We start from the raw sequence: 18,035 nt of genomic DNA, 5'->3' as shown, positions 1-18,035 counted from the left end.
CCCTCAGATCATGTCGTTGTTGGTCAACCACCGCATGATGGGCCAGCCGACGAACACCGGCAGCCAGCAGGTCAGCACGCGGTAGAGCAGCACCGCCGGGAACGCGATCGCCGCTGGCACTCCGAAAGCCGCCAGACCGCCGATGAGCGCGGCCTCCACGGCGCCGACTCCGCCGGGGGTGGGTGCCGCCGAAGCCAGTGTGCCGCCGATCATCGTCACGACGGTGACGGTGACGAAGGAGACATCGCCGCCGAACGCCTCGACGCTCGCCCACAGCGCCAGCGCGGCACCCAGTGTCGTTCCCGCAGCACCCAACACGATGAGGGCGAGCCGGCGGGGTTCGCGGGCGACCTCGACGAGGTCGGTGGCGACCTCCTTGAGCTTCGGCCGGACCGCGGTGCCCAGCCAGCGACGCAGCTTCGGGACGAACAGGAATGCCCCCAGAAGTCCGAGCGCCACCCCGCCGATGAGGTACAGCACGGTCGCAGACGGCACGAAGTGGGACAGGTTGGCGGATGCGCCCGCTGCCGCGCTGAACACGATGAGCAGCAGCACGTGCACGATCACCTGGACGGACTGCTGGAGCGCGACGGCCGTCGTGGCGCGCACCGTGCCGAGTCCCCCCTTCTGCAGGAATCGTGTCGACAGCGCCAAGCCGCCGACGCCGGCAGGTGTGGTGGTCGCCGCAAAGGTGTTGGCCACCTGCATGATCGTCAGGTTGCGGAAGCTGACGAGGCCGTCGGCGCACGCCCACAGCGCGGCGGCGGCCCCGACGTAGGTGAGCGCCGAGACCGTCAGGCCCAGCAGGGCCCACCACCAGTTCGCGCTGCGCAGTTCGGAGAGGAACGTGGGGGCGGTGCTCAGGAACGGATAGGCGACGTAGACCAGCGCGACGAGCAGCACGAGCTGGATGAGCTGGGTCCGGGTGAACCGGGTGATGGTCTCGGCCTGTATCTGGTCGGCGCCGGTCTGTTTCTTGACCTCGTCCCGCGCGGCCGCCAGCACGACCCCGGCGTCGTCGACGCAGTCACGGATCCGGGCCGGCATGGCGGACTTGGTCAACCGCCGCGACGCGGTCAGGACGATGTCCTTGCCGAAGGTCTCGATCGCGGCCGTCACCGCGGGCCCAGCGCCATAGAGGTCGGTGGTGGTCAGCAGCAGCTGCGCGATGTCGGTCTGCAGAAGTTCGTCGGTGGCGCCGAACTCCGCGTAGCCGAAGCCACCGAACAGCACCGATCCGTCGGCGACCGTGATCTCCCGGCTGCGCAGGTCCCCGTGGGAGAACTGGTGGTGGTGCAGGACCGAGAGTGCCTGCCAGATCTGCTCGACGGGGGTGTCCTCGGCGACGTCGTGCAGAGCCTCGCCGCGGGCCGGGGTGTGGGCGTACATGGTCCACCCACGCTCCAGGGCCGTCAGCGACAGCATGTTGGTGTTGGCCAGGCCCAGATCGCCGATGGCCATCGCCACGAGGCCGCGATGTTCGACGGCGCGACGCATCGAGGTCTGCAGCGGTGGCGTCTCGCTGGCGCGCAGGCGCAGCTTGCGCCAGAACTGCCTGAGTGCGCCCCCGCTGCGTTGGTTGGGCCCGTACAGTTCGACGACCGCGGTCGAGTCGGTGTCGGTGCAGGTCGCCGACAGCAGCAGCGGGCCGGCTCCGGCGGGGCGCATGACGGCCAGGGCATCGGGCGCGAATCCCCGCCGGCGCATCGCGCGCACCGCTCCGTCCAGCGGAACCTCCAGTGCCGGCGTCCCGACGACGAGCACCACCAGGGCGCCGACGAACCACCCCACGGCAAGACCGAGCAGCGACCGCGCCGGCACCACCGCGCTGACCACCAGGTGGATCGGTACGAAGGCCAGAAGCAGCGTCCACCACCACCGGCGCCACCGCGCCGGCAGTCCCGCTCCCGACACCGTCAGCATGGCCGCCAGCATCGCGATCCAGCGCGGGTCGTCGAGAAACTGCGACAGCACGGTGTCGAGTCGGTCGGACAGGTCGAAGTGCCAACTCGGGGCCGCGATGCCGTTGCCGGTGATCGACAGCGCCAACACGGCCGTCAGGCCCGCCGCGACGTAGGCCCCGAGCAGTTTCCACTGCCTGGCCGCCAGCAGTCCGATCAGGATCGCGAACGGCAGCGCCAGGATCGCGATGCCGTACGCGAGGTAGACCAGGTTGGACTGGGTCGGCGTGAGTACCCCGACGATCTCCGAGATGGATTTCTCGAGCGTGACCCACTCATAACGGGTGATCAGCGAACTGGTGATCACCGCCGCCAGGAACACGGAGGCCAGCCCCAACCGAATGATGTCGTTGGTGCGTTTCGTCAGCGGTTGCAGCAGGCTGCCCGTGACGGTGATGTCCCGTCCGTCAACTCGCATGTCGTTGGATCTTCCGCCCGCCGTCCGTTGCCTTGTCCGGGGACAACATAACCGCACGGCTGTGCAGAAGTCCGCAGCGATGGTTTGAAGTCGCGGGGTGGTGGGAACAAAGCGTGCGGGGCGGTGAGGCTCAGTCACTCGCGCCGGTGGGAAACCACCCGGCCGGCCCGCGGACTTGATTCATGAAAGGCCCGGTCCCTGGACAAGGGGCCGGGTCTTTCGATCTCCTGGGGTTGCGACACCGGCTATTCGTCGTCCACCACGGAAGCGGCGATGATCCGGTCGATCTCAGTCGAGGCCGGGATGGTCTCGCCGGCGCCGCGAGCGGCAGACACCAGCGCGTCCACCAGGCCGTCGGCGAGCGCGTAGATGCCGTCGGGGGTGCCTCCGACGGTCGCCATGGTCTGCTGGATGGAGACCATCCCGTGGAGCCCGGTCCACAGCGTGTGCGCGCACTGGTGCAGGGGCAGGGTCAGTCGGTGACCCGCTTCGGCGCACTCGGTCAGCGCCCGCCGCAGGCGCCTCGAGACCTGACGCGCGGGGTGGTGGCCCGGTTTCCCGGTGGCCGGTGCGGGTTGATGGACCTGATACATCAGCCGATAGTGGCCGGGATGATCGAGCGCGAAGCGGCAGTACGCGTGGACCTGGGCGCGCAGGCGATCACGCGGACCGCCGTCGGCCGCCTCGGCGGCGGCCCGCATGAGCTCGGCGAGTTGGGCGTACTTGTCGGCCAGCGCGGCCCACACCAGCTCGGACTTGTCGGCGAAATGCAGGTAGATGCTGGGGGCCGCGACCCCGACCTGTTCGGCGACGGCACGCATGGTCAGCTTCTCGTCGCTGCCCCATTCGTCCAGCAGGCCGTTGACAGCCGCCAGGATTTCGGCGCGCAGCTGTTCCCCCTTTCCGCGACGGCTGCGCGGCCGGTTCGGTTTTGACCGTCCGGTTGCGGTGTGTTGCACACTGCACCTCCCGATGTGCCGAGAATCACCAGGTCCGCGCCCTGCATCGGAGTTGATAGCAGGGCTAAGCTTCAGATAACTGAACGTTGTTAGTTTATGTGATGGAGGTCGCTATGACGGCGTGTCCCGACGAATTGGTGGCACCGGCAGTCGGTGCGGACCCTGAGACCGCCCAGGGGTCGTCCGGTACCGGGATCGGCCCGCGGGCCGGCGTCATCGGCCTCGGGATGATCGGCGGCGGCGTCGCGGTCAGCCTCGAGGCACGCGGACGGATCCCGGTGGTCTACGACATCCGCGGTGAGGCCGCCGACGATCTGGGGTTGGCCCTGGTGGCGCCGACACCCGCCGAGGTGGCGGCCGTCAGCGATGTCGTCCTGATCGCGGTGGTCGACGCCGCCCAGGTGCGCGAGGTGCTCCGCGGGACCGAGGGTGTGCTCGCCGGTGCCCGACCGGGCCTGATCGTCGCACTGCTGTCGACTCTTGCGGTACCTGAGGTGCTCGACATCGTCGAGGAGTGCCGGCCGTTCGGGGTTGCGGTGCTCGACTGCGGCGTCACGCCCGGGGACCAGGCGGCCAGCAACGGGATGGTGGCCATGGTGGGGGGTGACGACGACACCGTGCGCCGGGCGATGCCGGTGCTGGCTGATTTCGCCAAGAAGGTCGTGCACTGCGGCCCGTCGGGTGCCGGCATGGCCACCAAGATCGCGCGCAACGTCCTCACCTACGGCACCTGGCGCGTCGCGCACGAGGCCGCCGAACTGGCGCGTGCCGCCGGGGTGGATCCGGAGACGCTCATCGAGGTCGTCGAGGAGGCCGACCCGCAGGGTGCGACCCTCTTCACGTGGCTGCGCAACCGCAGCACCGACCCCGAGATCGTCGAGCAGGCTGGCCCGCAGGTGCTGCGGCTGATGACCAAGGACCTCGGCGCGGCCCAGGAGTTGGCCGCCGACAACGGGATTGACGTTCCGTTGGTCGATGTGGCCCGTGAGCACGCCGCCGAGACGCTCGGCGTCCGGGAGGCCGCGTCGCCGGCCGACCGCACCGAGGTCGGACTGCAGACCATGGACAAGGTGTACGGCGCCGGCCTGGCCGCTCAGATGCCCGAGGACCGGTCGCCCGCGCTCGAAATGACGATCGACCACCTCTTCGGTGAGGTCTGGAGCCGCCCGGGACTGTCGCTGCGAGACCGCCGCCTGGTGGTGTTGGGTGCGACGGCGATGCTGGGCCGCGCCGACCTGATCGAGGTGCAGGTGCGTGGCGCGCTCATCAACGGTGAGATCACCGAAGACGAGTTGGAAGAGATTGTGCTGCAACTGCATTACTACGCCGGCTGGGGCAACGGCACGGCCGTGCAGGCGGGTGTGAACGCGGCGTTGGCGAGCTGGAAGAACGGTTTTGTCGCGCCGGGCGATCAGGGCTTGAGCGGGCGGTAGAGCTCGGTCGGGACGCCGCGTCCGCGCAGCACCTCGGCGCCGATTGGTGCCCACCGTGCGGCTTCATCGCTGTCGGCGTGGTCTCGGATTGTGCCCGAACACAGCACCCGGGTGGCGTCGCTCTTGGCTCGGTCGGCGAGGCGGGCCGCCTCGTTGACCGCGTCGCCGATCACGGTGTACTCGAAGCGGTTCTCCGCGCCGACGAATCCGGCGAACACCCGTCCGGCTGACACTCCGATCCCGTAGTCCAGGTGGACTCTGTGTGGGAGCTGCGCGGCCAGCTCGCGCGCGGTGGCCAGGGCATCGTCGCACGGGGTGGGGGTGTGTACGGGCGCCCCGAACACCACCAGGGCGGCATCACCCTGGAACTTGTTGATGAATCCGGTGCTGGCGTCCACCGCGTCCACGATCGCGCGGAAGAAGTCGTTGAGGGTGTCGGCCACCACCTCTGGGGGTTGCCTGGCGGCGAACTGCGTCGAGCCCGCGAGGTCGACGAACAGCACGGCCACCTCCCGCACGTCGCGGTACAGCGACACCTCGCGATCGACGAGCACCCGGACCACATCGTCGCCGACGTGCCTGCCGAAGAGGTCGCGAATCCGGTCGCGTTCGCGCAGGCCCGCCACCATGCGGTTGAAACGACTCTGCAGCAGCCCGATCTCGGAGCGCTCGTAGATGTTGACGCGCCGGTTGATGTTGCCCTGCTCGACGTCGGCCATGGCGTCGATGACCTCCCGCAGGGGATCCGAGATTGAGCGGGAGACCAGAATCATGCCGCGCAGTCCCCACAGCACCGCGACTCCGCTGAGCACCAGGACCGGGATCTCCACCGATGACGTCGTGTCGATGATCCAGCCCCGGCTGCGGATCAGGATCAGCAGCGCGATGCCGATGCTGGGCAGTGCGCAGCACAGCACCCACATCATCAGCAGTCGGGCCAGCACGCCGGGTGCGGTGTCGCGCGGCACCGCGTACGGCCCCGCGGCCGCGCTGAGGGGATGCAGGGTGCGCACCGTCAGCAGCAGTGCGGTGCACACCGCCGCCGTGGCGCCGAAGAACACCGCCGGTCCCACCAGCACGGCAACGGCGAACCCCGATTCCAGGTTGGCCAGCACGACGATCAGCCCGCTGCCCACCCATGTCAAGGTCAGCAGCAGGCTGGCTCGGCGCGCGACACTCAGCGCCGAACGGCGTTGTCGTGGAGTGGGTTCGGTGCCGGTGACGTACCACCGCAGCGACGGCAGCACGATGGCGACACTGCCCACCGCGACGACGACGACCGCACCCACGACGAGTGCGACGATCAGTGGGTCGTTGTCGGGGTTGAACGGCGGGTGGGCATCACCGAGCGTCTCGCGGCGCAACGCGGTCATCACCAGCAGCACCTCGATGACGGCGAGCACATGCGCGATCGTGACGCCCGCGGCGTAGCGCAGCGCCAACCCGGTCGCGTCAGCGGCTTTGAGCGCCACTGGCCTCGACCCCGACGCCGCTCAGGCAGAACTGCACCAGGTGGGCGACGTCCGCCTGCGGTGGACGCTGCCCCGAACCCAGGTGCCGCCGCAGCGTGCCCATCGTGCAGTGGAACACCGCGTCCCCGTCGCGCCCGGGGTCCCGGCGGCCCATGGCGGCCAGTGGCTCCGTGAGCAGCGCCCGCAGCGGCGCCATGAGTTCCTCATCCGATGCCCTGCGGCCGGCGATGGCGGACAGCTGCGCCACGGTGGCCCGGCACATCCTGAAGCGATGCGGGTCGGTCATCTCCTCGAGCAGGCCCTCGACCCAGCAGGCCACCTGGTCGACGGGGTCGCCGCGCCGAGACATCTCGTCGGCGATCGCGGCGGTGACCACACCGATGCCGCGCTCCATGGCGGTCATGACCAGATCGTCCTTGCCACTGAAATGACGGTAGAACGTCTTGTTGCAGGTGCCGGCCTCAGCGATGATGTCGCAGACGCGCAGCGTCTGGGGTGTGGAACGGGACATCACCCGCACGGCGGCGTCGAGGATTCGGGTGACCTCCGGGCCGTACCCGCGGTGCGTCTGGCGGGTCTGCTCGGGGACTGCGGGGATCTGCTCCGTCGTCTCCATGCCTCCCGCCCGATGAGTCCGTCTGAGAATATCCTTCTCGGCTAGCGCGATCGGCATTTCCGTCAGATGGGTGGGGTGCGTGCTGGGTGACCGGCGTCTGAGTCGACCGGTCGGCCGTCGACGAGTACGCCGGCGGCGGTCTCCATCGGTTTGATCACGGCGGTGAAATCCGAGTCGGGTCCCTCGGCGGCCACCGTGTCCTGCCAACATTTCCCGATCGCCGCCGCGATGTCGGTCGGTGTCCGCAACGACCTCGCCTCGTCGAGGTAGAGGCCGACGTCCTTGGCCATCAGTCCGGTCGCGAATCCGTAGTCGAAGGTGCGGGGGAGCACCGCACGCGGGAACTTGTCGCGGCTGGCGTGAGTTCCGCCGGACCCGGCGTTGAGAACGTCGATCATCACGCCTGCGTCCAGACCCGCGCGCACTCCCATCACCATCGCCTCCGCGGTGGCCGCCAGTGCCGTCGCCGCGAGCATGTTGTTGACCAGTTTCATGGTCTGGGCCGCACCTGGTGACTCGCTGACGAAGATGGGTCTGCCCAACACCTCTAAAACTGTTCGCAGAGAGTCGAATTCGTCACGCGGTCCCGACACCATCAACGCCAGAGTGCCCTGCTCGGCACCGTGCACACCGCCGCTGACCGGACAGTCCAGCGTGCTGATGCCGTGCCCCCGAAGGCGCTCGTGGACCTGTTGGGCCGTGGTGGCGCCCACCGTGGACAGGTCGACGAAGCGGCCGATGCGGGTCCCGTGCCGGATGCCGTCGCACACCTCGAGGGACGCCTGGGGGGTCGGCAGGCTCGCGAGCACCACGTCGGCACGGTCGGCGACGTCGCGGACGTCGGCGGCCGCATCGGCGCCAGCCCGCACGGCCCCGTCGAGGGCCTCGGCGCGCGCGTCGAACGCCACCAATCGATGTCCGGCGGCCACCAGACGGCGCAGCATGGGCGAGCCCATGTGGCCGAGGCCGATGAACCCGAGGGTGAGGCTCACGTCGCGTCCAGTTCGGCGAACAGTTCGCGTGCGATCCGGAAGCTGTCGACGGCTGCGGGAGCTCCCGCGTAGACCCCGACCTGAAGGAACACCTCGCGGATCTCGTCACGGGTCACACCGTTGTTGAGCGCCCCGCGCAGGTGCGTGCGCAGTTCGTGGGGGCGGTTGAGCGTCGCGATCATGGCGAGGTTGAGCATGCTGCGGACTTTGAGCGGCAACCCTTCGCGGCCCCACACCGCACCCCAGCAGTACTCGGTGAGCAGGTCCTGCAGTGGCGCCGAGAACTCGTCGGCGTTCTGCATCGCGGCGTCCACGTACTCCTGGCCGAGTACTGCGGTGCGGACTTCGCGGCCTCGGTCATAGGTCTGCTTGTCCATAGTGAGCGGCGTCCTCCTGGGCTCGGCCGTCCCGTCAGCGCTTCGGTTCGGCCGCGTCCAGGAACAGGTCGGGGATCGGGTTGTCGCCGCCACCGTACTGGGACAGATCCGTCACGCCCGCGTCGCGAAGGACGTCGGCGTCGATGAAGCACTGGCCGGTGACCTCGTCGGACGGGCGCGCCACGATGGCCACCGCGGCATCGCCCATGATCTCGGGGCTGCGTGAGGACTCGACCAACGCGGTGCCCGCGGCCAGCGACGTGACGGCTGCCGTGGCGATGTAGGTCTCGGGCCACAGGCAGTTGGAGGCGATCTTCGCCTCGCGGTACTCCTCGGCCCAGCCCAGCGACAACAGCGTCATGCCGTACTTGGACAGCGTGTAGGAGGGGTGCACGCCCAGCCAGTACGGGCTCATGTTCATCGGCGGGGCGATCGTCAGCACGTGCGCGTTCGGGGACTTCCGCAGGTGCGGGAGGCAGGCCTTGGTCAACAGGAACGTGCCCCGGACGTTGATGTCCATCATCAGGTCGAACTTCTTGGCCGACAGTTCGTCAGTGGGGTCGGTGGAGATGGCGCTGGCGTTGTTGACGCAGATGTCGACGCCGCCGAACTGTTCGACGGCGGTGTCGACCAGGCGCGCGACGTCGTCCTCCCTGCGGACGTCGCCGATCACCGGGACCGCGTTGCCGCCCGCGGCCTCGATGTCGGCGGCCGCGGTGTAGATGGTGCCCGGCAGCTTCGGATGGGGCTCGGCCGTCTTGGCCAGCAGCACGATGTTGGCGCCCTGTCGCGCGGCCGACACCGCGATGGCCAAGCCGATCCCCCGGCTGGCGCCGGATACGACGAGTGTGCGCCCCCGCAGGGCGCCGGTGGCGGTGCTGTCAGTCATGTCTCTCCCTTGGTCATTTCCACCGTACGGTATTGGCATTCTCTTTTTTTGCAAGTACGTTATCCGGTAGCTGTTCCACGACTTGGAGACCGATGGATTACACAACTTCGACCTCGTCCGGGATCCCGCTGGACCCGGTCTATGGGCCGACGGACCCGCCGGTGGCGCCGCCTGCCCCGGGGGAGTTTCCGTTCACCCGGGGCAACTTCGCCTCCGGGTATCGGGGTCGCCTCTGGACATTCCGGCAGTACTCCGGCTTCGGCACGGCCGAAGAGTCCAATCAGCGCTACCGCTACCTGCTGGGGCAGGGCGGCACCGGTCTGTCGGTGGCGTTGGATCTCCCCACACAGTGCGGTTACGACTCCGATGACGCCGAGTACGGCGAAGAGGTCGGCCGCGTCGGGGTTGCTGTCGACACGTTGGCCGACGCCGAGATCCTCTTCGACGGCATCCCCCTGGACAGGATCAGCACCAGCTTCACGATCAACGGCACCGCGGCGATCCTGCTGGCCTTCTACGTCGCTGCCGCCGAGAAGGCCGGGGTGCCGCGCGAGAAGCTCACGGGCACAATCCAGAACGACATCCTCAAGGAGTACGCGTCCCGCGGCACCTGGATCTGGCCACCCGAGCCGTCGCTGCGTCTGATCGCCGACACCATCGAGTTCTGTGCTGCCGAGGTGCCGAAGTTCAACGCGATCTCGGTGGCGGGTGCGCACTTCCGGGACGCCGGCGCCAATGCGGTGCAGGAGATGGCGTTCACACTGGCCGACGGCGTCACCTACTGCGACACCGTCGTCGAGCGTGGCCGCATGACGATCGACCAGTTCGCGCCGCAGATCTCATTCTTCTTCTACACGCACGGTGACTTCTTCGAGGAGATCGCCAAATACCGTGCGGGCAGGCGCAGGTGGGCCACCATCGTGCGGGAGCGCTGGGGCGCCAAGACCGACAAGGCCTCGATGTTCCGGTTCGGCTGTGTCTCCGGTGGCGCGTCGTTGTACGCGCCACAGGCGCAGAACAACCTCGTGCGGGTCGCCTACGAGTCCTTGGCCTCCGTGCTCGGCGGCGTCCAGTCGATGTTCACCGCGGCCTGGGACGAGCCCTTCGCTCTGCCCAGTGAGGAGTCCGCGACGCTCGCGCTGCGGACTCAGCAGATCCTGGCGTACGAGACCGGCGTGACTCGGGTGGCGGATCCCCTGGGCGGGTCGTACTTCGTGGAGGCGCTCACCGACGCCACCGAAGAGAGAATCATCGAGATCATGGCCGACCTGGAGAACCACGGCGGCATGGTCCGGGCGATCGAGGACGGCTACCTGCAGGGCCTCATCGCCGACGAGGCCTACAAGATCCACCAGGAGGTCGAGTCGGGCGAGCGGCCCGTGGTCGGTGTCAACAAGTTCGTCTCCGACGAGCCGCCCCCGGACATCGACACCTACGAACTCGACGCCGAAGGCCGCGAGCTGCAGCTCAAGCGGTTGGCGCGGGTCAAGGCCGAGCGTGACACAGACGAGGTGGCGGCCAAGCTCGCCGCCCTGTCCCGCGCCGCCGAGGGCACCGACAACCTGATGCATGCCCTGATCGACTGTGCCAACGCCTACTGCACTGTGGGTGAGATGGTTTCGGCACTCAAGGCGGTCTGGGGCGAATTCCAACAACCGGTGGTGTTCTAGATGACTTCTGCAGATTCTCCGGCCCGCATCCTGGTGGCCAAGCCGGGTTTGGACGGCCATGACCGCGGGGCCAAGATCGTCGCGCGCACGCTGCGTGACGCGGGGTTCGAGGTGATCTACACCGGAATCCGGCAGCGCATCGAGGACATCGTGTCCATCGCCCTGCAGGAAGATGTTGCGGTGGTGGGCCTTTCGATCCTCTCGGGGGCGCACCTGGCGCTCACGGCCCGCACCGTCGAGGCACTGCGGGCCGCCGACGCCGGCGACATCGCCGTCGTGGTCGGCGGCACGATCCCGCAGGGTGACGTGCAGAAGGTGCTCGATGCGGGTGCCGCAGCGGTGTTTCCGACCGGGACTCCACTGGATGTCCTGGTGCGTGACGTCCGCGCCCTGACCGGTCAGACCGTGGCTGCGGAAGGAGAGGCGAGCTGATGCGCCTCGGCGTGATGATCGGTGCCGAACGGGGCGACATGACCCGCAAGGTCACCAAGTTCCTGTCCGACATCGAATGGGCCGAGTCGGCCGGCTTGGACACCGCGTGGATGCCGCAGGTGCCCGACGACTTCGACTGCCTGACCATGGTGTCGCTGATGGGTGGCCGCACCACCCGCATCGAACTCGGGACCGCGGTCGTTCCGCTGCAGGCGCAGCACCCAATCGCGCTTGCCCGCCAGGCGCTTTCGGTGCACGCGGGCAGCGGTGGTCGACTCGCGCTCGGTGTCGGGCCGTCGCACCACTGGATCATCCGGGACATGCTCGGGCTGCCCTATGAGAAGCCCGCGGCCTACACCCGCGACTATCTCGAGGTGCTCAACGCCGCGCTGAGCGGGCCGGGGCCCGTCGACGTCGAGAACGACACGTTCACGGTGCACAACCCCACCGCCTTGGGCGCCGAGCCTCGCCTACCGGTGCTGATCGCCGCGTTGGGGCCTGTGATGCTGCAGATCGCCGGCGAACTCGCCGACGGCACCGTGCTCTGGATGGCCGATGAACGCGCGATCGGCGATCACATCGCCCCGCGCATCACCAAGGCCGCCGAGAACGCCGGCCGGCCCGAGCCGCGCATCGTCGCGGGCATCCCGGTCTGCCTGTGTGCGAACTCCGAGATCGACGCCGCCAAGGAGCGGGCCAACCGCATCCTCGCCGAGGCGGAGACGTCGCCGAACTACCAGAAGCTTCTGGATCGCGGGGACGCGCGCACTGTCGGCGACCTCTGCGCGGCCGGCGATGCCGAATCAATTCTGCGGCGATTCCAATCGTTCGCCGACGCCGGCGTGACCGACCTTTCGGTGCGCCTGCTCCCGATCGGGGACACCCGTGACGAACTCGTGGCATCGAAGTACCGCACGCGCGAGGTGATTGCCGAACTCGCCAAAGCGGTGCGATGAGCGCAGGGCCCCTCGCCGGCATCCGCGTCCTGGAAGTCGGCACGATGCTCGCCGGTCCCTACGCGACCATGATGCTGGCCGACCTCGGCGCCGAGGTGATCAAGATCGAACCGCCGACCGGCGACATCTCGCGTCAGGTCAGCGACGACTACTTCGCCAGTCTCAACCGTGGCAAGCGCAGCATCTGCCTGGAGTTGGGCACCGACGCCGGGCAGCGCAGACTCGCCGAACTCGTCGCGGAATCCCATGCGCTGCTGGTGAATCTGAAGCCGTCGGCCATCCACAAGCTGGGGCTGACGTATGAGGCGCTGCAGAAGTTCAACCCGAAGATCGTCTGCGTCGCGTTGACCGGATTCGGCCTCAACGGCGGTGACGACCCGGCATTCGACTACATCGTGCAGGCCGCGACCGGCATCGCCGCGCTCACCGGGGATCCGGACGGGCCACCGACACTGCCGGGCTATTCGTCGGCGGACAACTCCACGGGTCTGACCGCGGCGCTGGGCCTGCTGGCACAGATCGTGTCGGGGCGCGGTGGTCAGATCGACGTCTCGCTGCGCGATGTGCTGCTGTCCCAGTTGAACTATCACGCCGCGGCCTACCTCAACCGGGGTGTGCACCCGCAGCGCCGCCCGAACGGCGCGCACTCGTTCTACGTGCCGGCCCAGTTGTTCCCCACCGCGGAGGGATATCTGGCGTTGTTCATCACGCACGACGGGTTCTGGAGCAGATTCAGCGCGGAAGCGGGTCTGACGGGATTCGACACCATGGCCGAACGCTCGGCGCGGCGTGATGAGGTGCTCGCCGTCGTCACCGCCGCGCTGGCGGGTGACACGGCCAGGAACTGGGAGGCCCGGCTCAAACCGCTGGGGATTCCCGCCGCGGCCGTGCGCACTCTTCCCGAGGCGCTCGATGACCTGCCGGAGATGGTCGTGTCCGCGGGGGAGTACCGGCTCGTGGCCAGCTCGGTCCGCGTCGAGGGGTATCAGCCCGACTATCGCCCGCCGCCGGTGCTGGGGGAGTACGGGTCGTAGCGCTGTGGCGCCCGGGTTCTTTCACGCCAAAATGGACATTTGGGCGTGAAAAACCGGGTTTTTCGCACCCAAATGTCGGTTTCGGTGGTGAAGGGGAGACGCGCTCAGCAGTCGTAGTCGACGACGACGGGCCCATCGGGCGTGGCCTGACAGGTCAGCACGTAACCCTCTTCGACCTCGTCATCGTCGAGCGCGTCATTCACGCGCATCGACGCCGTGCCTTCGGTGAGCTTGGCCATGCAGGTGCCGCAGTTGCCGGCCTCGCAGGAGAACGGTGGTGTCAATCCGGCGCGGCGGGCCGTCTCCAGGATGGTCTCGTCCGGCCGGGCGGACGTGGTCGCGGTCTTGCCGTCGAGCAGGATCGTCACACTCGGTGGAGCGTCGCTGCTCTGTGACGGGGCCACTTCGGTGTCGCTGGACATCGGTACTGCCATCACCCCATCCTCTGGGTAGCGGGAACTGGTATGTGTATTCTACCCCAATGAGAATAATGTTCTCATCCTGAGATAGGATCTTCTCCAGTCTGCCACGCGCCCGCGCGGCTCCGCAGTCCGCCCACCGGGGTCAATGCGATGCCCCGACACCCTCGCCGAGGAGGACCGATGTCTGACCCGGTCGTTCTCGCGTTCGAGGAGCGCGACTACCGCCGGTCGGAACTCGAGGCCGAGATCTCGTCGTTCGGTGCTGTCCTCGCGCAGCGCGGCGTGCGGCGCGGGCAGCGCGTCGCACTCATGTCCTCGAACCGCCCGGAGTTCGTCGCGGCGCTGTACGCGATCTGGAGGCTCGGCGCCTCCGTCGTCCTGATCAGTCCCGCCTGGAAGCAGGCCGAAGTCGCGCATGCGCTGGCGCTCACGGCACCCGCCCACGCGATCGGCGACCAGGCCGCTCTCTCCGCCTTGATGCCGATGACGAGTCTCGACGAGGAGCGCGCCGCCGCGCCGCCACCGCCCGCGGTCACCCCCGACCCGGACGCCGAGGCGGTCCTGGTCTTCAGTTCGGGCACCACGGGTCTGCCCAAGGCCGTGCGACACACACACGGTTCCTTCGCGGCCGCGATCTCCGATTGGCGCACCGTGCTGCGGTTGACCGAGTCCGACCGCATGCAGATCGTCACGCCCCCCTCCCACATCCTGGGGCTGCTGAACATCGCCACGGTGCTCGAATCCGGGGGCTGGCTGCGCCTGCACCGCCGCTTCGACATCGACACCATGCTGCGGCACATCGAGACCGACCGCATCACCGTCGAGATGGCCGTCGCCCCGATCGCGCTGGCCATCGCCGCGCACCCCGAGCTGGAGTCCTTCGACCTGTCCTCACTGCGCTACATCATGTGGTGCGCCACCCCGGTGACGGTCAGCGTGGCCGAGACCGTCACCCGCCGCACCGGCGTGGGGTGGACGACGGCGTACGGCGCCAGTGAGCTGCCCGTCCTGACCTGCAACGAACTCGCCGGCGGTCCGCTTGACACCGTGGGGCGCCCCGCCCCCGGCGTGCGGTTGCGCGTGGTCTCTCTCGAGACCGGAGAGCCCCTGCCCACCGGAATGCCCGGAGAGATTCAGGCCCAGTCGAATTCGATGATGGCCGGATATCTGCCGGCCGAGGACACCGCCACCGTCGTCGCGGACGGTTGGTACCGCACCGGTGACGTCGGCTTCCTCGACGACGACGGCCACCTGCGGATCACCGACCGTGCCAAGGAGATGATCAAGGTCCGCGGCTTCCAGGTCGCGCCCGCCGAGGTCGAGGCCGTCCTGCACGGCCACCCCGCGGTGGCCGACTGTGCGGTGTTCGGGGTGTCGCATGAGGCCGACGGTGAGGCCGTCGTCGCTGCGGTCGCCGTGCACCGCGAGGTCCCCGCGGCGGAGCTGACTGCGCTCGTGGCTGAGTCGCTGGCGTCCTACAAACGACCCGCCGAGATTGTTTTCGTCCCCGAGATCCCGCGCCTGCCGTCGGGCAAGGTGCTGCGTCGCGTGCTGAAGGAGCGCCATGGATGTACGTCTGACCACTGAACAACAACAGCTGCGTGATGCGGCCGCGAAGCTGGCCGACGACCTCGGTCCCGGATCGGTCGCCGAACTCGACGACGAGGCTCGAATCGCGAGACTGGACAAGCAGATCGCCGTCACAGGATGGCGGTCGCTGCGCTCCGACGAGGCCTCCGGCGTCGAAGTCGCCTTGGTGGCCGAGGAGTTCGGCCGCGGACTCGTCGACGCACCGTTCCTCGGTCCGGTGCTCGCCGACGATGCGGCGCGTCACCTCGACGGCATCGACGCCGTCGAGGTGACGGTCGCGGTCGGCGGCGAGGCCGTCGACGCCCGAGGCAGTTCCCGCGCCGTGCAACTCGACGGCACCGCGGTGGCGGTGGCGCCGGTCGGGGAGTCGGCCCCGTCGGCCGACCTGACCCGGGCCAGGGTCGCACTCGGTGCGGCCGAACCGGTCGGCGAGCTCTCGGATGAGGCCGCGGCCCGGTGGCAGGCGCTGGCCCTGGTGGTCACCGCCGCGGATCTGGTCGGGGTGTCCCGCGGCGCGCTGAACCTGGCCGTCGAGTACGCCAAAATCAGGGAACAGTACGGCAATACGATCGGCTCGTATCAGGCCGTGGCCCATCTGCTCGCCGAGAGCCTGACTTTGGTCGAGGGTTCGGTCAGCATCCTGCGCCACGCGGCGTGGGCGGTCGACGAACTGCCCGCCGCCGAGGCGGTGCGCGCCGCCAAGGTGGCCAAACTGTACTGCGCCCGCACGGCTCGTACGGTGTGCGAGACGTCCATCCAGGTGCACGGCGGCATCGGCAACACCTGGGAATGCCTTGCCCACGTCTATCTGCGTCGAGCGTTGACCTCGACCGAACTGTGGCCCGTCAAGTGGGAGGAGATCGACCTTGGACTTTCGTGATTCCGCCGACGAGGCGGCGTTCCGGCAACGGCTGCGCGAGTGGTTGAGCGTGCACGCCAAGGATTTTCCGACGTCCGGTGACGAGTACTGGGCGAAGGCGGCGGAGTGGCATCGCGCGCTGTATCAGGCCGGATTCTTCGGTCTGTCCTGGCCGAAGAAGTTCGGTGGGCACGAGCTTCCCCCGGTCTACGACGTCATCCTCGACGAGGAGTTGGCGCGCGCCGGAGCCCCGGCGCGGCCCAGCCTGGGCTACCTGGTGGTGGGTCTCGGCCATCACGGCAGCGAGGAACTGCAGCAGCGCTTTCTGCCCGGCATGATCGACGGCAGCGAACGGTGGTGCCAGGGCTTCTCCGAACCGGGTGCGGGTTCGGACCTCGCGTCGCTGACCACCACGGCGACCCTCGAGGGCGACCATTGGGTGATCAACGGCCACAAGATCTGGACCAGCTACTCCGACGAGGCCGACTGGTGTCTGGTGTTGGCCCGCACCGATCCCGACGCCAAGCGGCACCGTGGCATCTCGGCGTTCATCTGCTCCATGCATCAGGACGGCATCGAACAGCGTCCGCTGCAGATGATCAGCGGCGTCACAAAGGAATTCGGGCAGGTGACCTTCGACGGTGCCAAGGTTCCGGTGGAGAACATGGTGGGTGCGCCCGGTGAGGGCTGGCCGCTGGCGATGACGGTCGTCAGCCATGAGCGGGAGCCGTCGACGCTCGGCTTCGCGGCCCGCTACGACAAGATCGTGCGGTCGCTGGCCAAGCGCGCCGAGACGCCGTCGGAGGAACTGGTGTGGGCGGCGGTGGAGGTTGAGATGCTGACCCATCACGTGCGGCGCAGGCTCTCCGAACAACTCGACGGCCTCTCGCACGGTCCCAACGGTTCGATCGACAAACTGCTGATGACCTGGGTCGAGCAGTCGGTCGGGCACGCGGCCCTCGACATCGCCGGGACCGGGGATGACGAGATGCTCGGCGCGTACATGTACAGCCGGGCCCAGAGCGTCATGGGCGGTACGTCGCAGATTCAGAAGAACATCATCGCTTCGCGCATTCTCGGATTGGGAGTTTGACATGTACGGCATGCCAGAGGAGATCGACGTCAAGGCCGAGGGCCCTCTGCGCATCATCACGCTCAACCGGCCCGATGCGCTCAACGCCGTCAACGACAACCTGCATGTCGGCCTCGCCAACCTGTGGAACGAACTGAGTGAGGATCCGCAGGCGCGCGTCGCGGTGCTCACCGGTGCTGGTCGTGCGTTCTCGGCGGGCGGTGACTTCAACTATCTCGACGAACTGCGCCGGGATGAGGCGCTGCGGACCAAGACCATCAAACACGGCCGCGACATCGTGCTGGGCATGATCCGCTGCCGCATCCCGATCGTGGCGGCGGTCAACGGTCCGGCCGTGGGATTGGGCTGCAGCCTGGCCGCGATGTCGGACGTCGTCTACATGGCCGAGACCGCGCACTTCGCCGACCCGCATGTGCGCATCGGTCTGGTCGCCGCCGACGGCGGCCCGCTGGTGTGGCCGATGCAGATCAGCTTCCTGCAGGCCAAGGAGTTCGCGCTGACGGGCACCAAGATCACCGCGCAGCGCGCGCTGGAACTGGGGCTGGCCAATCATGTGGTGGCCGATCCGGTGAGTGAGGCCGTCGCATGTGCCAAGAAGATCCTGGAACTGCCGCAGCAGGCCGTGGAGAGCACCAAGCGCCTGATGAACATGCAACTCGAGCGCTCGGTGATGGCGTCGTTGGACTACGCCAATCTCAGCGAGTACGTGTCGTTCGGGACAGACGATTTCAACAAGATCGTCGACGGACTGGTCGCCAAGAAGTGATCCGTGGGGGGGGGGGGCGGGCCCCCCCCCCCCCCCCCCGGGGGGAAGAACGAGGGGGGCGGCCGCGGGGGGCGCGCGGGCGGGTGGGCCAGCTGG

At 68.4% G+C, this 18,035-nt stretch carries 17 protein-coding genes; 9 read left to right on the top strand and 8 right to left on the bottom strand.

Going from position 1 to position 18,035, the window contains the following annotated elements:
- Positions 1 to 3: 3 nt before the first annotated feature.
- Positions 4 to 2,379: a flippase-like domain-containing protein gene (locus tag A5727_RS15595; RefSeq protein WP_068251044.1), complete on the bottom strand. Its 2,376-nt coding sequence runs from the start codon at positions 2,377 to 2,379 to the stop codon at positions 4 to 6.
- 245 nt (positions 2,380 to 2,624) lie between these two features.
- Positions 2,625 to 3,338 carry a TetR/AcrR family transcriptional regulator gene (locus A5727_RS15590; RefSeq protein WP_068251041.1) on the bottom strand — a complete coding sequence of 238 codons (714 nt, stop codon included), beginning with the start codon at positions 3,336 to 3,338 and terminating at the stop codon, positions 2,625 to 2,627.
- Between the two features lie 113 nt (positions 3,339 to 3,451).
- Between A5727_RS15590 and A5727_RS15585 the strand changes: the two genes are divergently transcribed.
- Positions 3,452 to 4,771: an NAD(P)-binding domain-containing protein gene (locus A5727_RS15585; protein ID WP_082949834.1), complete on the top strand. Its 1,320-nt coding sequence runs from the start codon at positions 3,452 to 3,454 to the stop codon at positions 4,769 to 4,771.
- Here A5727_RS15585 and A5727_RS15580 read toward each other — a convergent pair.
- From A5727_RS15580 to A5727_RS15560, 5 genes are all read right to left on the bottom strand, one after another.
- Positions 4,750 to 6,243: an adenylate/guanylate cyclase domain-containing protein gene (locus A5727_RS15580; protein ID WP_231992087.1), complete on the bottom strand. Its 1,494-nt coding sequence runs from the start codon at positions 6,241 to 6,243 to the stop codon at positions 4,750 to 4,752. The two genes, A5727_RS15585 and A5727_RS15580, sit on opposite strands and share 22 nt — an antisense overlap.
- Positions 6,224 to 6,859, bottom strand: a complete 636-nt coding sequence (locus A5727_RS15575; protein WP_082949833.1) for a TetR/AcrR family transcriptional regulator — start codon at positions 6,857 to 6,859, stop codon at positions 6,224 to 6,226. The genes A5727_RS15580 and A5727_RS15575 overlap by 20 nt, the downstream gene beginning before the upstream one ends.
- Before the next feature lie 62 nt (positions 6,860 to 6,921).
- The gene (locus tag A5727_RS15570) at positions 6,922 to 7,851 is read right to left on the bottom strand and encodes an NAD(P)-dependent oxidoreductase (RefSeq protein ID WP_068251039.1); all 930 of its coding nucleotides are present in this window, start codon (positions 7,849 to 7,851) and stop codon (positions 6,922 to 6,924) included.
- On the bottom strand, positions 7,848 to 8,228 hold the full coding sequence (locus tag A5727_RS15565; RefSeq protein ID WP_068251037.1) for a carboxymuconolactone decarboxylase family protein: 381 nt from the start codon (positions 8,226 to 8,228) through the stop codon (positions 7,848 to 7,850). The genes A5727_RS15570 and A5727_RS15565 overlap by 4 nt, the downstream gene beginning before the upstream one ends.
- Positions 8,229 to 8,262: 34 nt before the next feature.
- On the bottom strand, positions 8,263 to 9,117 hold the full coding sequence (locus A5727_RS15560) for an SDR family oxidoreductase (RefSeq protein ID WP_068251034.1): 855 nt from the start codon (positions 9,115 to 9,117) through the stop codon (positions 8,263 to 8,265).
- Positions 9,118 to 9,209: 92 nt separating this feature from the next.
- On the opposite strand from A5727_RS15560, the gene A5727_RS15555 reads away from it, so the two are divergent.
- The 4 genes from A5727_RS15555 to A5727_RS15540 are packed head-to-tail and all read left to right on the top strand — an operon-like array spanning position 9,210 to position 13,209.
- On the top strand, positions 9,210 to 10,787 hold the full coding sequence (locus tag A5727_RS15555; RefSeq protein ID WP_068251030.1) for a methylmalonyl-CoA mutase family protein: 1,578 nt from the start codon (positions 9,210 to 9,212) through the stop codon (positions 10,785 to 10,787).
- Positions 10,788 to 11,219, top strand: coding sequence for a cobalamin B12-binding domain-containing protein (locus tag A5727_RS15550; protein WP_068251027.1), 432 nt, complete (start codon positions 10,788 to 10,790; stop codon positions 11,217 to 11,219). It abuts the gene before it with no gap.
- Positions 11,219 to 12,175, top strand: a complete 957-nt coding sequence (locus A5727_RS15545; RefSeq protein WP_068251024.1) for an LLM class F420-dependent oxidoreductase — start codon at positions 11,219 to 11,221, stop codon at positions 12,173 to 12,175. The genes A5727_RS15550 and A5727_RS15545 overlap by 1 nt, the downstream gene beginning before the upstream one ends.
- Positions 12,172 to 13,209 (top strand): CaiB/BaiF CoA transferase family protein, encoded by a 1,038-nt coding sequence (locus tag A5727_RS15540; RefSeq protein ID WP_068251021.1) that lies wholly within the window; start codon positions 12,172 to 12,174, stop codon positions 13,207 to 13,209. The genes A5727_RS15545 and A5727_RS15540 overlap by 4 nt, the downstream gene beginning before the upstream one ends.
- Positions 13,210 to 13,313: 104 nt before the next feature.
- Here A5727_RS15540 and A5727_RS15535 read toward each other — a convergent pair whose 3' ends face one another.
- On the bottom strand, positions 13,314 to 13,643 hold the full coding sequence (locus A5727_RS15535) for a 2Fe-2S iron-sulfur cluster-binding protein (RefSeq protein WP_231992086.1): 330 nt from the start codon (positions 13,641 to 13,643) through the stop codon (positions 13,314 to 13,316).
- Positions 13,644 to 13,811: 168 nt separating this feature from the next.
- Between A5727_RS15535 and A5727_RS15530 the strand changes: the two genes are divergently transcribed.
- Genes A5727_RS15530 through A5727_RS15515 form a run of 4 tightly spaced genes read left to right on the top strand, consistent with a single transcriptional unit; the run spans position 13,812 to position 17,939 of the window.
- On the top strand, positions 13,812 to 15,218 hold the full coding sequence (locus A5727_RS15530; RefSeq protein ID WP_068251015.1) for a class I adenylate-forming enzyme family protein: 1,407 nt from the start codon (positions 13,812 to 13,814) through the stop codon (positions 15,216 to 15,218).
- Positions 15,196 to 16,101 carry an acyl-CoA dehydrogenase family protein gene (locus A5727_RS15525; RefSeq protein ID WP_068251012.1) on the top strand — a complete coding sequence of 302 codons (906 nt, stop codon included), beginning with the start codon at positions 15,196 to 15,198 and terminating at the stop codon, positions 16,099 to 16,101. Before A5727_RS15530 ends, A5727_RS15525 begins: the two co-directional genes overlap by 23 nt.
- Positions 16,088 to 17,173 (top strand): acyl-CoA dehydrogenase family protein, encoded by a 1,086-nt coding sequence (locus A5727_RS15520; protein ID WP_068251007.1) that lies wholly within the window; start codon positions 16,088 to 16,090, stop codon positions 17,171 to 17,173. The genes A5727_RS15525 and A5727_RS15520 overlap by 14 nt, the downstream gene beginning before the upstream one ends.
- Position 17,174: 1 nt before the next feature.
- Positions 17,175 to 17,939: an enoyl-CoA hydratase/isomerase family protein gene (locus tag A5727_RS15515; RefSeq protein ID WP_068251004.1), complete on the top strand. Its 765-nt coding sequence runs from the start codon at positions 17,175 to 17,177 to the stop codon at positions 17,937 to 17,939.
- Positions 17,940 to 18,035 lie beyond the last annotated feature (96 nt).

Source organism: Mycobacterium sp. ACS4331, assembly GCF_001667265.1.
Lineage (GTDB): Bacteria > Actinomycetota > Actinomycetes > Mycobacteriales > Mycobacteriaceae > Mycobacterium.
Note: the sequence above shows the minus strand (reverse complement) of the source record. Positions and strands in the feature narration are given on the sequence as shown.

Coding starts and splice junctions, on each gene's coding strand:
- A5727_RS15535 (WP_231992086.1), bottom strand. CDS start 13,643: ATGGCAGTACCGATGTCCAGCGACACCGAAGTGGCCCCGTCACAGAGC.
- A5727_RS15585 (WP_082949834.1), top strand. CDS start 3,452: ATGACGGCGTGTCCCGACGAATTGGTGGCACCGGCAGTCGGTGCGGAC.
- A5727_RS15545 (WP_068251024.1), top strand. CDS start 11,219: ATGCGCCTCGGCGTGATGATCGGTGCCGAACGGGGCGACATGACCCGC.
- A5727_RS15530 (WP_068251015.1), top strand. CDS start 13,812: ATGTCTGACCCGGTCGTTCTCGCGTTCGAGGAGCGCGACTACCGCCGG.
- A5727_RS15540 (WP_068251021.1), top strand. CDS start 12,172: ATGAGCGCAGGGCCCCTCGCCGGCATCCGCGTCCTGGAAGTCGGCACG.
- A5727_RS15575 (WP_082949833.1), bottom strand. CDS start 6,859: ATGGAGACGACGGAGCAGATCCCCGCAGTCCCCGAGCAGACCCGCCAG.
- A5727_RS15525 (WP_068251012.1), top strand. CDS start 15,196: ATGGATGTACGTCTGACCACTGAACAACAACAGCTGCGTGATGCGGCC.
- A5727_RS15515 (WP_068251004.1), top strand. CDS start 17,175: ATGTACGGCATGCCAGAGGAGATCGACGTCAAGGCCGAGGGCCCTCTG.
- A5727_RS15565 (WP_068251037.1), bottom strand. CDS start 8,228: ATGGACAAGCAGACCTATGACCGAGGCCGCGAAGTCCGCACCGCAGTA.
- A5727_RS15550 (WP_068251027.1), top strand. CDS start 10,788: ATGACTTCTGCAGATTCTCCGGCCCGCATCCTGGTGGCCAAGCCGGGT.
- A5727_RS15595 (WP_068251044.1), bottom strand. CDS start 2,379: ATGCGAGTTGACGGACGGGACATCACCGTCACGGGCAGCCTGCTGCAA.
- A5727_RS15560 (WP_068251034.1), bottom strand. CDS start 9,117: ATGACTGACAGCACCGCCACCGGCGCCCTGCGGGGGCGCACACTCGTC.
- A5727_RS15555 (WP_068251030.1), top strand. CDS start 9,210: ATGGATTACACAACTTCGACCTCGTCCGGGATCCCGCTGGACCCGGTC.